12 protein-coding genes are annotated in these 14,879 nt (G+C 73.8%); 10 read left to right on the top strand and 2 right to left on the bottom strand.

Features of this window, described 5'->3' with window-relative positions:
• Window positions 1-227: 227 nt before the first annotated feature.
• From OG764_RS39770 to OG764_RS39755, 4 genes are all read left to right on the top strand, one after another.
• Window positions 228-3,389: a non-ribosomal peptide synthetase gene (locus OG764_RS39770; RefSeq protein WP_443056293.1), complete on the top strand. Its 3,162-nt coding sequence runs from the start codon at window positions 228-230 to the stop codon at window positions 3,387-3,389.
• Between the two features lie 162 nt (window positions 3,390-3,551).
• Complete coding sequence (gene ccrA, locus OG764_RS39765; protein ID WP_328973708.1) at window positions 3,552-4,910, top strand: crotonyl-CoA carboxylase/reductase; 1,359 nt, start codon at window positions 3,552-3,554, stop codon at window positions 4,908-4,910.
• 1 nt (window position 4,911) lies between these two features.
• Window positions 4,912-5,901, top strand: a complete 990-nt coding sequence (locus OG764_RS39760; RefSeq protein ID WP_328973707.1) for a 3-oxoacyl-ACP synthase III family protein — start codon at window positions 4,912-4,914, stop codon at window positions 5,899-5,901.
• Entirely contained in the window at window positions 5,898-6,782 is an 885-nt protein-coding gene (locus tag OG764_RS39755; RefSeq protein ID WP_328973706.1) for a 3-hydroxybutyryl-CoA dehydrogenase, read from the top strand. Before OG764_RS39760 ends, OG764_RS39755 begins: the two co-directional genes overlap by 4 nt.
• Before the next feature lie 25 nt (window positions 6,783-6,807).
• On the opposite strand, the gene OG764_RS39750 is transcribed toward OG764_RS39755, so the two are convergent.
• Entirely contained in the window at window positions 6,808-7,584 is a 777-nt protein-coding gene (locus OG764_RS39750; RefSeq protein ID WP_328973705.1) for a MerR family transcriptional regulator, read from the bottom strand.
• 4 nt (window positions 7,585-7,588) lie between these two features.
• A complete protein-coding gene (locus tag OG764_RS39745) occupies window positions 7,589-8,389 on the bottom strand; it encodes an alpha/beta fold hydrolase (protein WP_328973704.1) in 801 nt (266 codons plus the stop codon).
• Window positions 8,390-8,567: 178 nt separating this feature from the next.
• On the opposite strand from OG764_RS39745, the gene OG764_RS39740 reads away from it, so the two are divergent.
• The 6 genes from OG764_RS39740 to OG764_RS39715 all read left to right on the top strand — a co-directional run bounded on the left by OG764_RS39740 (window position 8,568) and on the right by OG764_RS39715 (window position 14,863).
• A complete protein-coding gene (locus OG764_RS39740) occupies window positions 8,568-9,224 on the top strand; it encodes a ScbR family autoregulator-binding transcription factor (protein WP_328973703.1) in 657 nt (218 codons plus the stop codon).
• 224 nt (window positions 9,225-9,448) lie between these two features.
• The gene (locus tag OG764_RS39735; protein ID WP_328973702.1) at window positions 9,449-10,312 is read left to right on the top strand and encodes an AfsR/SARP family transcriptional regulator; all 864 of its coding nucleotides are present in this window, start codon (window positions 9,449-9,451) and stop codon (window positions 10,310-10,312) included.
• Between the two features lie 91 nt (window positions 10,313-10,403).
• Window positions 10,404-11,117: a ScbR family autoregulator-binding transcription factor gene (locus OG764_RS39730; RefSeq protein ID WP_328973701.1), complete on the top strand. Its 714-nt coding sequence runs from the start codon at window positions 10,404-10,406 to the stop codon at window positions 11,115-11,117.
• A 33-nt stretch (window positions 11,118-11,150) separates the two neighbouring features.
• Window positions 11,151-12,032 carry a phosphopantetheine-binding protein gene (locus OG764_RS39725; protein WP_328973700.1) on the top strand — a complete coding sequence of 294 codons (882 nt, stop codon included), beginning with the start codon at window positions 11,151-11,153 and terminating at the stop codon, window positions 12,030-12,032.
• A gap of 33 nt (window positions 12,033-12,065) precedes the next feature.
• Window positions 12,066-14,045 carry a beta-ketoacyl [acyl carrier protein] synthase domain-containing protein gene (locus OG764_RS39720; protein WP_328973699.1) on the top strand — a complete coding sequence of 660 codons (1,980 nt, stop codon included), beginning with the start codon at window positions 12,066-12,068 and terminating at the stop codon, window positions 14,043-14,045.
• The gene (locus tag OG764_RS39715; RefSeq protein WP_328973698.1) at window positions 14,042-14,863 is read left to right on the top strand and encodes a 4'-phosphopantetheinyl transferase family protein; all 822 of its coding nucleotides are present in this window, start codon (window positions 14,042-14,044) and stop codon (window positions 14,861-14,863) included. Before OG764_RS39720 ends, OG764_RS39715 begins: the two co-directional genes overlap by 4 nt.
• Window positions 14,864-14,879: the final 16 nt, after the last annotated feature.

Here is a 14,879-nt window from a genome sequence, read left to right as displayed (position 1 = left end):
CGGGCGGATTTCCGCCCCGTAGGAATGTCCCGCCGGCGGGACGGGCGCAAGCTCCACAGCCGCTCGTCCCGCCCGGCACCACGTCGTGTTGAACGACTGCATCCCTTCCCGGAAGGTGGGGGTGATCTGCGAAGTATTCCAATTCGGGCCTGTTTGTTGAGGGGTTGATCTGTATGCGTTCGTTCGGTGCGTCGTCTGCGCACAAGGGGATGTGGCGGGCGCAGGAAATGGCTTCCGACACGCCGAACCATGCGCTGACCATGTGGGATGTGGACGGCGAGCTGGACGCGGCGGTCATGGAGGCCACGTTCCTGCACGTGATGGCCGAGGCGGAGGTGCTCCGCGTCAACTTCGTCGACGACGGCAGCGGGCTGCGGATGGTGGCCCGGGAGCTGGGCGACTGGCGGCCGTTCCACCTCGACCTCAGTGCCGAGGCCGACCCGGAGCAGGCGGCCCGCGAGGCGCTGTCCGACCTGGTGCGGGAGCCGTTCGACCTGGCGCAGGACCTGCTGTTCCGCCTGGGTCTGGTCAAGCTCGCCGACAACCGATCCCTCCTGGTGATCGCCTACCACCACGTCATCTCGGACGGCTTCGGCGCCGGCGGCCTGCTGTCCCGCCGCCTCGCCGAGGTCTACACGGCGCTCGCCCGGGGCGAGGAGGTCCCGCAGCTGCCGCACCCGTGGGACCTGGAGTCGTTCGCGACCGAGGCCGTCGACTACCTCGCGTCCGAGAAGTTCACCGAGGACTCGGAGTTCTGGCGCGACTACCTGAAGGACGCCCCGGCGCCCGCGCAGGTCCCCCGCGTCGCCCTGTCCGACGCGCAGCGCGCCGCCCTCTCCGAGCCGATGAGCAGCGCCGACCGCTGGTCGGCGGTGGCCGAGACCATCGGCATGGTGAGCCGCACGCTGACCGTTCCGCGCGCCGAGGCCGACGTGTGGACCGAGACCGCGACCTCCATGGGCGTGTGGATGTCGCAGATGCTGACCGCCGCCGCGGCCGTGTTCTTCCGGCACCGCTGCGACCGCCCGGAGTTCCTCCTCTCGCTGGCCGTGAGCAACCGCGTCGGCGTGGCCGCCCGCACGCCCGGACTCGCCGTCAACGTGGTGCCCGTGAAGGTGGCCGTGCCGCTCGGCGCGACCTTCTCCGAGGTCGCCGACGCGATCAGCGACGAGACGTACGAGATCTTCGGCCACGCCGGCTGCCACTACTCCGACATCCAGCGCGTCAGCGGCACCGTCCTGAGCGGCCGCGGCAGCTTCGGCGCCGTCATCAACGTCGTCGACTTCGCCGAGCAGCTCCACTTCGGCGACAGCCCCGCGCGCTACTCCGGCGCGACGACCGGCACCTTCGAGGAACTGTCGATCGGCGTCTACACCGACGGCAGCCCCGACAGCGACCTCCACATCCGCCTCGACGCCCCCGCGGACCTCTACCACGCCGCGGAGATGCGCTTCATCGGCGAGGAGCTGATCTCCTACATCCGCGCCGTGGTCGCCGCCGGCGAGCAGCCGGTCGGCGCCCTCGACATCGTCAACGGCGACGAGCGCGGCCGCGTCCTGACGGCGCCCGCCGAGGAGACGGCCCCCGCGCCGGAGCTGACGGTCGCCGAACTCTTCGCCTGCCAGGTGGCGCAGGACCCCCTCGCCGTCGCACTGGTCTCCGGCGACACCGAAGTCTCCTACCGGGAGCTCGACGAGCGCTCCGGCCGCCTGGCCCAGGAGCTGCGCGCCCGGCAGGTCGGACCCGAGACGGTCGTGGCGGTCGCGCTGCCCCGCTCGGTGGACCTGGCCGTCGCCCTGCTCGGCGTGGTGAAGGCGGGCGGCGCCTACCTGGCGGTCGACCCGGCGCTCCCGGCGCAGCAGATCGAGGCCCTCCTCGCCGGCTCGCCGGCGCGCACCTGGCTCACCGACGCGGCGACGGCCGCCACCCTCTCCGCCGGCCCGGACGTCGCGCTGATCGCCTTCGACGCGCTCGACACCACCGCCGGCAGCGACGCCGTGCGCCAGGCCCCGGCCGCCGCGCACCAGGACGGCCTGCTGGCCCTGGTGTACGGCTCCGGCTCGGCCGACGCGGCCACCGCGGTCGCCGTCACCCACCGCAACCTGAGCCGGTTCGTCACCGACGGCCAGTGGAAGGACGCCGCCCACAGCACCGTGCTGTGGCACGCGCCGCACGCCTCCGACGCCCTCGCCCTCGAACTCTGGGCGCCGCTGCTGAACGGCGGCCGGGTCGTCGTGGCCCCCGCCGGCGAGCTGGACGTCGACGCGCTGACCGAGGCGCGCGCCGCGCACGGCATCACCACCGTATGGCTGCCCGCGGGCCGCTTCCTGGCGATCGCCGCCGCGCACCCCGAGCGCCTCGCGGGCCTGCGCGAAGTGTGGACCGGCGGCGACCGGGTGCCCGCGGCCGCCCTGCGACGGGTCCGCGAGGCCTGCCCCGACCTGACGATCGTCAACGGCCATGGCCTCACCGAAGCCACCGTGTTCGCCGCGACCCACCGCCTGGCCGCCGGCGAGCCGGTCCACCACGCGGGCTCGATCGGCCGCCCCGTGGCCGACACCTCCCTCTACGTGCTGGGTCCGGGCCTCGCCCCGGTCCCCGTCGGCGTCGTCGGCGAGCTGTACGTGTCCGGTCCCGGCGTGGCACGCGGCTACGCGGGCCGGCCCGGGCCGACCGCGGAGCGCTTCGTGCCCTGCCCGTTCGGCGCCGCCGGCACCCTCATGTACCGGACCGGCGACCGGGTCCGCTGGGGCACCGACGGCCGGCTCGAGTACGTGGGCCGCGCCGACAGCCGCGCCGAGGTGCGCGGGGTCCGCGTCGAGCTGGCCGAGGCCGAGGAGGTGCTGTCCGAGTACACCGGGCTGGCGCAGTCCGTCGTCGTCGCCCGGCAGGACGGCACCGGCCAGCAGCGCCTGGTGGCCTACGTGGTGCCGGTCGCCGGCCAGGACATCTCCGTCGAGGAGCTGCGCCGGTTCGCCGCGGGCTGGCTGCCGGAGTCCCTCGTGCCGTCGGTGTTCACCGTGCTGGAGGCCCTGCCGCTGACGGCCAACGGGCGCCTGGACCGGGCGGCGCTGCCCGAGCCCGAGCTCGACGACCGCAAGTACGTGGCGCCGCGCAACGACAACGAGCGGATCCTCGCCGGGCTCTTCGCCGACGTCCTCGAACTCGACCGGGTCGGCATCGACGAGGACTTCTTCGACCTCGGCGGCAACTCGCTGCGCGCGATCCGCCTGGTCGGCCTCATCCGGGCCGAGCTCAAGCAGGAGGTGTCGATCCGCAGGCTCTTCGCGGCGCGCACCGTCACCGGCCTGTCGGACATGTGGAAGGACCTCTCCCAGTCCAGCCGGCCGAGCCTGAAGCGCCGTACGAAGGCCGGAGCGGTCCTCTAGTGCCGTGGCCGGCAGCCCCTGCCGGCCACAGCACCGGGCGGCGTCCGTCGCCCGGCCGCCGCGTCCGTGGTTCCGGTCCGGCCTGCAGCGGTTTTGTTCGTGCTCTCCATCGATCGTCCATCCGCACGTTTCTGTGATCACTGCAAGATGGGAAAGGGAATCATGGATTCTTTGACCGAAGCCCTGCTCGCCGGGGCCGGCCCGGATGAGATCGGGAGGCACGAACTCCCGTCGGAATACGAGGCTGCGCACATCCTGGCCTCGGACGTCGGCATGTTCGACGGCGTCGAGGACAAGGACGTCCGCAAGTCGCTGCACGTCGGGCAGGTCCCGATGCCGGAGATCGCCCCGGACGAGGTGGTCGTCGCCGTCATGGCGAGTTCCATCAACTACAACACGGTGTGGTCGGCGACCTTCGAGCCGGTGCCCACCTTCGACTTCCTCAAGCGCTACGCCCGCGAGGGCGGGTACGCCGCCCGGCACGACCTGCCGCACCAGGTGGTGGGCTCGGACGCCTCCGGGATCGTCGTGCGCGTCGGCGTCGGGGTGCGGCACTGGAAGGTCGGCGACCACGTGGTCGCCAGCTGCGTCCAGGTCGACGAGCAGGAGCCGGCGACGCACGCCGACGCCATGCTCGGGTCGGGGCAGCGGATCTGGGGCTTCGAGACGAACTTCGGCGGTCTCGCCCACTACTCGGTGGTGCGCGCGAGCCAGCTGCTGCCCAAGCCGCCCCACCTGACCTGGGAGGAGTCGGCCGGCGTCCTGCTGACCGCGGCGACCTCGTACCGGATGCTCGTCGGTGACAACGGCGCCCGGATCAAGCAGGGCGACGTCGTCCTCATCTGGGGTGCGACGGGCGGCCTGGGCGCGTTCGCCGTGCAGATGGTCAAGAACGCGGGCGGCATCGCCGTCGGCGTGGTCAGCTCCGAGCGCAAGGCCGAGGTGCTGCGCCGCCTCGGCTGCGACGTGGTGATCAACCGCAACGAGATCGGCATGGGCGGCGACGAGGCACTCACCCCGGAGCGCACCATCGAGCTGGGCAAGCGGCTCGGCCGGGAGATCCGGCGCCAGGTCGGCGAGGACCCGCACGTCGTGTTCGACTACGTCGGGCGGGCGACGTTCGGGATCTCGGTGTTCGTCGTGCGCAAGGGCGGCACGGTCGTCACCTGCGGCTCCAGCACCGGCTACGACCACCACTTCGACAACCGCTACCTGTGGATGAACCTCAAGCGCATCGTGGGCAGCCACGCGGCCAACCTCCAGGAGCAGGCGGAGTGCAACCGGCTCTTCAAGCTGGGCCACCTCTCCCCGATCCTCTCCGAGGTGTTCCCGCTGAAGGACGTCGGCGAGGCCGCACGACTGGTCCAGCTGAACAAGCACACCGGCAAGGTCGGCGTGCTCTGCCTCGCCCCCGAGGAGGGCCTCGGCGTCACCGACCCCGCCCTGCGCGAGAAGATCGGGGTGGCGCGGATCAACCCGCTGCGCGACTACGCCGCGACCGCGCCCGCCGGAGGGTCGTGACATGGCCATAGGCATTCTCTCCACCGGCTCCTACCTGCCCAAGGACGAGGTGGGCAACGAGGAGGTCGCCGCGCGCGTCGGCGTCACCGCGGAGTGGATCGAGCGCAAGACGCAGATCCGGTCGCGCCGCTACGCCGCCCCGCACGAGGCCACGTCCGACCTCGCGGTGAAGGCCGCCGAACGGGCCCTGGCCCAGGCGGAACTGACCCCGGAGCAGATCGACTACATCATCGTGTCGACCTCCACCGGCGACTTCCCGCAGCCGCCCACCTCGTACCTGGTGCAGCACGGGCTCGGCGCCTACGGCGCGGCCTGCTTCGACGTCAACGTCGTGTGCAGCGGCTTCGTCTACGCGCTGACCCTGGCCCACAGCCTGGTGACGCTGCGCCCGGACGCCCGGGTGCTGGTCATCGGGGCGGACGTCTACTCGCGGATCCTCGACTTCACGGACCGCAAGACGGCCATCCTGTTCGCCGACGGCGCCGGCGCCGCGATCGTCGGGGCCGTCCCGGAGCCGTACGGGATCATCGCCAGCGACCTGGCCAGCCGCGGCGACGCCCACCACCTGATCCGCGTCGAGGCCGGCGGCAGCCGCAACCCGGCGTCGGCGCAGACCCTCGCGGAAGGCGGCCACTTCTTCAAGATGGACGGCCGCGGGGTACGGGACTTCGTCGCCGAGCACGTCCCGCCGGCGCTGATCGCACTGACGGAGAAGGCGGGCGTGGACATCGGCGCCGTCGACCACTTCGTACCGCACCAGGCCAACGGCGTGATGCTCGGCGAGGTCGTCGAACGCGCGGGGCTCACCGGCGCGCAGACGCACCGCACGCTGATCCGGTACGGGAACGTCGGCAGCGCCTCGGTGCCCGTGGCCCTCGACGAGGCCAACCGCACCGGAGCTCTGAAGCCGGGCGACCTGGTGCTGCTCGCCGGATTCGGCGGCGGCATGTCGATCGGGGCATCACTTCTGACCTGGGGGACCCACGCATGACCACGACCACGCAGCGCCCCGGCGCCGCCATCGAACGGGTGGGTGTCGTCGGCAGCGGCATCATGGGAACCGGCATCGCCGAACTCTGCGCGAAGGCCGGGCTGGACGTGACGGTCGCGGTGTTCTCCGAGTCGTCCCTGGTCACGGCCCCGCAGCGGCTCGCCGCGTCCCTCGACCGGGGGGTGGCCAAGGGCAAGCTGACCGACGGGGAGCGCGACGCGGCGCTGGGCCGGGTGACGTTCACCCGTGACCTCGGCGACCTTGCGGACCGCCAGCTGGTCATCGAGGCGGCCAAGGAGGACGAGCAGCTCAAGCTGGACGTCTTCGCCACCCTCGACAAGATCGTCGCGGACCCGGACGCGATCTTGGCGACCAACACGTCCTCGATCCCGGTGGCTCGGCTCGCCGCCGCGACCGGCCGCCCGGGCCAGGTGCTCGGCCTGCACTTCTTCAACCCGGTGCCGGCGCTGCCGCTCGTCGAGCTCGTCGCCACCGTGCTGACCGACGAGGCGGTGAGCGAGCGGGCGCTGGTCTTCGTCCGCGACGTCCTGGGCAAGAAGCCGATCGCCTCGCCGGACCGCGCGGGCTTCCTCGTCAACGCGCTGCTCTTCCCGTACCTGCTGTCCGCGATCCGGATGGTCGAGTCGGGTCTGGCGACCGCCGAGGCCGTCGACCAGAGCATGGTGCACGGCTGCGCCCACCCGATGGGGCCGCTGCGGCTCGCCGACCTGATCGGCCTGGACACGACCGTGTCCATCGCGCGGGCCATGTACGAGGAGTTCAAGGAGCCGCTGTACGCGCCGCCGCCGCTGCTGCTGCGCATGGTCGAGAGCGGTCTGCTGGGCAAGAAGTCCGGCCGGGGCTTCTACGCGTACGGATGACGGGGCGCGGGGCGGCGCGCGGCCGTCACTGACGCGGGATGTCGAGGCCGGCCGCGCGCAGGTTCGCCTCCAGCAGCTCGTTGAGCCTGGCCGCCGCCGGCGCCTGCTCCTCGCGGTGGTGGTTGATCAGCCCGTAGCGGGTGGCGGCGTCGGGTCTGGCCCGGAACTCGGCCGGCATCGACAGCAGTTCCCGGTTGGCCAGCACCATGGAGGACAGGGCGGAGGCGAGGTCGTCGAGGCGTGGGTCGTGCGGATCCCACGACTCGGCTTCCTGGCAGCGCTTGACCAGTTCGACGTACTCGGGGTCGCCGAGCTGGTGCTCCAGCTGGATCAGGAAGCTGTCGAAGACCTCCGGCACCAGGGCGCGGGCCAGGATCAGGGCTTCCTGCTGGAGTGCCACGTAGTCGGCGCTGAAGCCGAGTTCGGCCAGCCGGTCCAGGGCCGCGCAGGCGCGCTCGGGCAGCAGCAGCCGGTCGCCGGAGGCGAGGCGGTGCAGCACCGCGCGGCGCGCGATCAGTTCCTCGATCCGCTCGGTGAGCCGTCGTTCCACGTCGTCCAGGGCGGAGGCGAAGCGTTCCGGGTCGGCGTCGAGCAGGTCGCCGATCTCGGCCAGCGGCACGCCCGCGCCGGCGAGCGTGCGGACCTGCACCAGCCGCAGGATCTCCGACGACCCGTACCGGCGATAGCCGGATCCGTCGCGTTCCGGTTCGTCGACCAGGCCGAGCCGGTGGTAGTGGCGCACGGTTTTGACCGTGACGCCGGCGAACGCGGCCGCCTGACCGATCGTGAGCCCGTACACCATGTGCTCAGCGGACCCGTCGGTCGTGCGCGGCCGCGGTCTCGCGCACGGCCGCGGCGACCGCCCGGAAGTCCTTGCGCAGGATGTGGGAGTGGTTGCTCGGGACCTTCGCGCTGACCTTGACGTTCGGGTTCCGGGCGAGCACCGGGTCGAGCGAGGCCCGCATCTGCTCCATCTCCTCCTTGCCCCCGCCGAGGCTGCCGCCCGTGGCGAGGACGTACCGCAGCGGGTAGTTCACGCGGTCGAGGACCGGCTCGATGGCGGCGTTGATCTCGTTGGCCTCGATGTTGATGTCGGCGTGCTGGTCGGCGGTCATCCGCGCGGCCATGCCGAACGGGCGGAACAGCGGCAGGGCCCACCGCATCCGGCGGAACAGGCGCCTGATCCGCTCGCGTCCCGCCTCGCCGGTCAGACCGTACGGAATGGCACCGTCCACGGCCACCACCCCCAGGACGCGGTCCGGGTTCCGGTCGGCCCAGTGCGCCGCGATCGCCGCGCCGTACGACCAGCCCACGAGCAGCGGCCGGTCCACCCCGGTCGCGGCCAGGACCGCGTCGATGTCCCGTACGCAGGCGTCGAAGGAGTAGTCGGCCGACCGCTTCGACCTGCCGCGGGCCCGCTCGTCGTAGGTGATGTGCCGCCAGCCGCTGTCGAGTTCGGAGATCACCGGGAGCCAGGGCCGGCGGTCGCCGTAGCAGCCGTTCAGGTAGACGACGGGGCGGCCGGGGCCGCGGGTGTCGGTGAGGAACAGCTGCGTGTCGTCGACCGGGAGCATGCCGGTCTTGGGCGGGACAGTCGAAGTGGTCATGCAATCAGCGTCCACCCTGACCTTGGGTCAAGGTCAAACGGACCCGCGGCGGCCGGTTCCCCAAGGTAACGAAGTCGTTAAAACCGCACAGGCGGTTTGTATTACACTCTGGGTTCGGGTGAGCACTCCGGCCTGCCCTTCGGCACGCGGGCGACCCCCTGGAGCGACGGAGCAGCAGATGGTGAAGCAGGAACGTGCGGCGCGTACGCGTGACGCCCTCATCCGGTCCGCGGCCGAGGTCTTCGACCGCGAGGGCTTCTCCCCCGCGTCGCTCGTCTCGATCAGTTCGCTGGCCGGGGTGAGCAACGGGGCGCTGCACTTCCACTTCGCCACCAAGGCGGGCCTCGCGGACGCCGTCGAGGAGGCGGCGCTGGCCCGGTTGAAGGCCGTCACGGAGGGCGCGCCGCCGGCCGGGGCGGGCGGCCATCTGCAACGCCTGATCGACGCCACCCACGAGCTCGCCGACGCGCAGCTCGACGACGTGGTGCTGCGGGCCGGGTTCGCGCTGAGCGGCGACGTGGCCCGCCCCCGCCCGGGCGGCCTGCGGGACCGCTGGCGGATGTGGGTCGCCGGGACGCTGGAACGGGCCGCGGCGGCGGGCGAGTTGCGCCCCGGCGTGGTGGTGCGGGACGTGGAGAGCGCCGTGGTGGCCGCGACCGTGGGGTTCGAGGTGCTCGGGTTCCGGGACGCCGTCTGGCTCTCGGCGGCGACGGTCGCGCGGTTCTGGCGGCTGCTGCTGCCGACCGTCGTGCCGGCGGCCGGCCTCGCCGGCCTCGACGCCGCGGGCCCCCGCCTCGTCGACCTCGACGCCGCGGCGTCGGCTGCGGGTAAATAAAGACCGGCCGGTTTGTTGATCGGGCCCACTCTGGAAGGTCTGCAGGTCAGAGGCCGGGCGCCCCGGCCTCCGTCAAGGGTGGCAACTACGCAGGTGGGGACTGGTCTTTGAGGGTCCTTCAGGCGGTTCGAAATCAAACAGCACACACGGTCGGTTTCACATTGACAAACCGCCGGTCCTGTTTTTTACTGGCGGAGGCTCATCCACGGACAGGGGAGAATGGCGTGGACATCGAAGTACTGGGCACACTGGCGGTGCGGGAGCACGGGGTCTCCATCACGCCGACGGCCCCCAAGCCGCGACAGGTGCTGGCGCTCCTGGCGCTCCATGCCGACCAGGTGGTCCCGGTGTCGGCGCTGATCGAGGAACTGTGGGCGGGCGCACCGCCGCGCAGTGCCCGCACCACGCTGCAGACCTACGTGCTGCAGCTGCGGGCCCTCATCGCCACCGCCCTGGAACAGGGCGCGGCCGCCGAGGACGGCGAGTGCCCCGAGGGCGCGGCCGGTGCGGCTGAGCGGCGCACCGCCAAGGACGTGCTCGTCACGCTGCCCGGCGGCTACCTGCTCAACAGCGGCGGCGGCACCAGCGACGTCCGCGAGTTCGACCGGCTTGCCGGCATGGGCTACCGGGCCATGGACGGCGGTGACTTCCCCGGCGCGGCCCGGCTGCTGCGCGAGGCGCTGTCGCTGTGGTCCGGACCGGCCTTCGCCGACGTGCACGGCGGCATCCAGCTCGACATGGAGACCCGGCGGCTCGAAGAGACCCGCCTCTGCGCGCTCGACCAGCGCATCGAGGCGGATCTGCGGCTCGGCCGGCACCGCGAGCTGCTCGCCGAACTGACCGTACTGGCCAGCCGGTACCGCACCCACGAGAACCTGCACGGCCAGTTCATGCTGGCCCTGCACCGCTCCGGCCGCCGCGGCGAGGCCCTCGACGTCTACCAGCGGCTGCGCGCCACCCTCGTGCGCGAACTCGGGCTCGAGCCCTCGGCCGCCCTGCGCCGGCTGCAGCGCTCGATCCTCATGGCCAGCCCCGAGAGTCCGGTCGTGGCGGAGACGAACAGTGAGCAACTCGTACGCGTGGCCTGAGACGGCCGTGCGTCATACCCGGAACGCGGCCGCGACCGGCTCGCCGGCCCGCACCCGCCGCGCCCGGACCCCGGGCCGAGGAGGCAGCGCGATGCAGGACAGGTCGGAGCGGACCCGCAGGAAGCTGGTGCACGCGGGGGCCGAGATGTTCCACCGCAACGGCTACGCGAACGCGACGCTCAGCGAGATCGCCGCGTGCGCGGGAGTGACGAAGGGGGCGCTGTACTTCCACTTCTCCTCCAAGGACGAACTGGCGGAGGCGATCCGGCTGCGCGGCTGCGAGCTGCTGCACGCATCGGTGCACGCCCTGCGCGCCTCCGGCCGCTCTCCGCTGCAGACCCTGGTCGACACGACGCACTGGCTCGCGATCGGCCTGCGCGAGGAGCCGGTGATCCCGGCCAGTTTCCGTCTCACCAGGGAGTGCACGGGCTCCGCCGCGCTCGCCACCGACTTCCACCGGACCTGGCTCGCCGAGGTGTGCGGCCTGCTGCGCCAGGCCCGGGACGCGGGTGAACTCCGCGACGGGATCGGCTGGGAGAGCGTCGAATCGCTGGTCGTCGCGGCGTCCTGCGGCATCGAGGCGCTGGCCGCCACGGGCATGCCGGCCGCCGAGCTGCAGTGCCGGGTGTCCGGGCTGTGGTCGCTGCTGCTGCCGAGCCTGGTGCCCGAGGGCGCGGCGAAGAACTTCCGGGTCGGGACGCCGGGCACCGGTCCCGCGCCCCGCCTCGCGGGCGAGCGGGCCGCCCGGTATCCCGACCCCGCGGACGGCCGGTGCCGTCCGGTGTTCTCGGGCAGCACCGCGTGACCGTGTGCCACCGACGGCTTGGAGGAGCCTGCGATGACGAATGAACATCCTGCGGACGTACTGACCGACCTCATCGGGGTGCTCGGCGACGTCCTGCGGGTCAAGCCGGAGAAGATCGACCCCGAGCAGACCTTCCAGTCCATGGGGCTGGACTCGCTGCTGGTGGTGGAGTTCGTGGCCGTGGTCAACGCCCGGTACGGGCTGCGGGTGCTGGCGACCGACCTGTACGACTTCCCGACGCCGTCGTCCTTCGCGCGCGAGGTCGCGCGGGCGGCGAGCAGCGCGGCCGCCGCCCCCGTTCCCACCCTCGCCGCGGCGCCGGCCCCGGCCGCCGCCCCCACCGCCGCCTTCCCGGCGTCGGGCGCGGGCCTCGGGCTCGGGCCGCAGCCGCCCGCCCCCGCCCGGCAGGTGCCGGCGGCCGCCGCGGCGACCCGCATCGCGGAGGTGCTGCGCGAGCAGCTCGCGGGCATCCTGTCCTGCGACCCCTGGGACATCAACACCACCGCCGCGTTCAACGTGCTGGGCGTCGACTCCATCGTGGGCGCGGAGTTCATCGCGGTCGTCAACCGCGCCTTCGGCCTCCAGGAGCGGTCGGTGCTGCTGTACGAGCACCCCAACCTCGCCGCCATGGCCGCCTACATCGCGGCGCGCACGGCGGGCTCGGAGCAGGACTTCGCCCCGGCCCGCGCCACCGCCCCGGGCCCCGCCCCGCAGGCAACGGCACCGGCGCTCCGCCCGGCCACCGGACCGGCGCTCGCCGCCCCCGCGGCCGCCGCCCCCCAGGCCGCCCCCGCGGCCGACGAACCTGCCGTACGTCCGCTCCCGGGCGGCGATCTCGACGTCCTGCTGGACGCGATCCGCGACGACCGGCTCACCGTGGACGAGGCGCTCCTGCTGCTCGCCCGACGCGGCTGAAGCTGTTTCCACCCTGAGAAGGAGCGCGTCCAGATGGACGAGAAGGAAGTCCTGACCCGGTTCAAGAACGGTCATCTGGACCGGGCCCAGGTGGCCGCGCTGCTGGCCGGCGACGCCGCCGCGGCCGACACCGGCACCGGCACCGGGCCCGCGCCGGTCGTCTTCCGCCTGCCGGAGGCCTGGCCGGAGCCGGACGGCGCCGAGCCGTCCCCCGCCGCGGCCAGCCCGGCCGCCGGCCGCGGCGCGGACTCCGCGTCCGGCGCGGCCGCCGCACCCGCCACGCCCGCCACCCCCCTCGCGGCCCCCGCGCCGGACGCCGGGCCGATCGCGGTGGTCGGCATGGCCGGGCGCTACCCGGGCGCACCCGACCTCGCCGCCTTCTGGCGGCTGGCCCGCGGCGGGCACGACAGCGCCGCCGAGCCGCCCGCCGGCCGCCCCGGTGACGAGCGGGGCCACTACCTGGAGCGCGTACAGGACTTCGACCCGGAGTTCTTCGGGATCGACGCGGACGAGGCAGCCCTGATCGACCCCCAGGAGCGGCTGTTCCTGGAGACCGCGTGGGAGGCCCTGGAGGACGCCGGCTGCACCGGCGGCCGCCTCGACGCGCTGACCGCGGGCGACGGCACCCCGCGCAGCGTCGGCGTGTTCACCGGCGCCGGGACCGGCGACTACGTGCTGCTCGCGGCCAGGACCTGGCGGCGCGAACAACCCCGGCCGATGCCCGGCGGCGGCCGGTGGAGCCTGCCCAACCGGCTCTCCGCCCTGCTCGGCCTCACCGGCCCGAGCCAGTCGGTCGACACTGCGGAGTCCTCCGTGCTCGTCGCGCTGCACCAGGCCGTCGCCGCCCTGCACCGCGGCGAGTGCGCCGCCGCGCTCGTCGGCGGCGTCCGGCTGCTGCTGCACCCCTCCAGCCGGCGCCCCGGCGCGGGCGAAGGGGTCGGCGCGCTCCTCCTCAAGCCCCTGGCGCGGGCCCTCGCCGACGGCGACACCGTGCACTGCCTCATCCGCGGCAGCGCGGTCGGCCACACCGCCCCCGACCCCTCGGCGGCCGGCCCCGGCCGCGGGTCCCGGGCCGGCGGCGGGCGCGCCCGCGCCGCCGCGCGCGCCGCCGACTCCCTGCACGCCTCCTGCCCCGTGCACGGCACGGACGGCGGGCACGGCGCAGACCTTGCCGCGCCCGCGGCTCCCGCGGAGCGTGTGCTGCGCGAGGCGCTGCGCGCGGCCGGGCTGGACGCGTCGGCCGCCGCCGTCCGCGAGGACGCCGGATCCGTCCGCGCGCTCGTCGGCGACGCGGGCTCCGCCACCGGCGCCGCGGCCCTGACCCGGGCCGTGCTCGAACTGAGCCACCGGATCCTGGCACCGGAGCCGGGCCGCATCGAGGCGCAGCCCTGGGAGAACGCGACGGCCGCGCCCCGCCGGATCTGCGTCGGCGTGCGCGGCGCCGGCGGCGCGGACGCCCAGGTGGTCCTGGAGGAGTACCTGCCCGGCGCCGACCCGGTCCCGGACCCGGTACCCGAGGCCGCTCCCGAGGCCGCCCGCGAACTGTTCGTGCTGTCCGCCCCCACCCCCGCCCATCTGGCCGCCACCGCGGGCCGGTTCGCCGAGCTGCTCGACGGGCCGGGCCCGGTGCCCCCGCTCCCGGCGCTCGCCCGCGCACTGCGCACCGGCCGGTCCGCCATGGACTGCCGCTTCGCGGCCGTCGTCACCGACACCGGCGAACTCGTACGGGCCCTGGAGCGGTTCGTACGGGACGGCGCGCCCTGCGCCGATCTGCGGGACGGCGGCGCCGACCCGCTGGACCTGGGCGGCGTACCGGAGACGGACGGGTACCTCGCCGCGCTCTGGCGGGCCGGGCACCTGGACCAGCTCCGCGGCCTGTGGCTGTCCGGGCTCGACATCGACTGGACCGCGCTGGAGCCGGCCCGGGGCGCTGCCTCCGTGGCCGTGCCGCTGCCCGCGTCCGCGTTCCTGCGCGTCCCGCTGTGGCTGGGTGGCGAGGAGGGGTCGGCATGAGCGTGCTGTCTCTCGACCACGGCGGGCCGGGGGAGAACGAACCCGCCCCGGTCAACCTGTGGTTCTGCCCCAACGAGGACCTCGCGCCCGGCATCGCCGCCACCCTGGCCTCGCACTGGCTGGACGAGAACGAGCAGGAGGTGGCCGGCCGCTTCCTCTTCGAACGCGACCGCCGCCAGTACCTCGTCGCCCACGCCCTGGTGCGCCGGGTGCTGGCCCTGGAGACCGGCATCCCCGAGGCCGAGGCGATCATCTGGCGCTCCTCGCGCGGGCGGCCGTTCCTGCAGACGCCCGACGGCGGCCTGCCGCGCGGCGCGGACACGCTGGACTTCAACCTCTCGCACGCCAACGCGTACAACCTGCTGGGCGTCTCCCGGGGCCTGCGCATCGGGGTCGACGTCGAGCGGCTCGACCGCGGCGAGCGCGGCCTGGACAACATCATCGCGACGTTCTCCCCCGAGGAGCAGGACTGGATCGCCAGCGCCGCTCCCGGGCGGCCCCGCAACCGGCGCGCCCTGCGGCTGTGGACGCTGAAGGAGGCCTACTCCAAGGCCCGCGGGCTGGGACTGGGACTGCCCTTCGACTCGTTCGTGTTCACCCTCGCCGAGGACCGGGGCGTCCTCGCCTTCCGGCCGCCCGCCGACGACTCGGCGGCGCGCTGGCGCTTCCTGGAGGTCGAGCCGGTACCCGAGGTGCTGGCGGCGGTGGCGGTCGAGGTCGACGACGCGCGGCCGCCGGCCGTCCACCTGCACCACGGCTTCCCGTGGGGCCGCGCCGCACCCCGCCGCCTGGTCCTGCCGGAGCCCGCCCTCGCCTGACGGCCCGCCGCCGCGC

The sequence above is a fragment of the Streptomyces sp. NBC_00239 genome (assembly GCF_036194065.1).
Classification (GTDB): domain Bacteria; phylum Actinomycetota; class Actinomycetes; order Streptomycetales; family Streptomycetaceae; genus Streptomyces.
The sequence above is the reverse complement of the archived record's forward strand: the minus strand, read 5'-3'. Positions and strand labels throughout refer to the sequence as shown.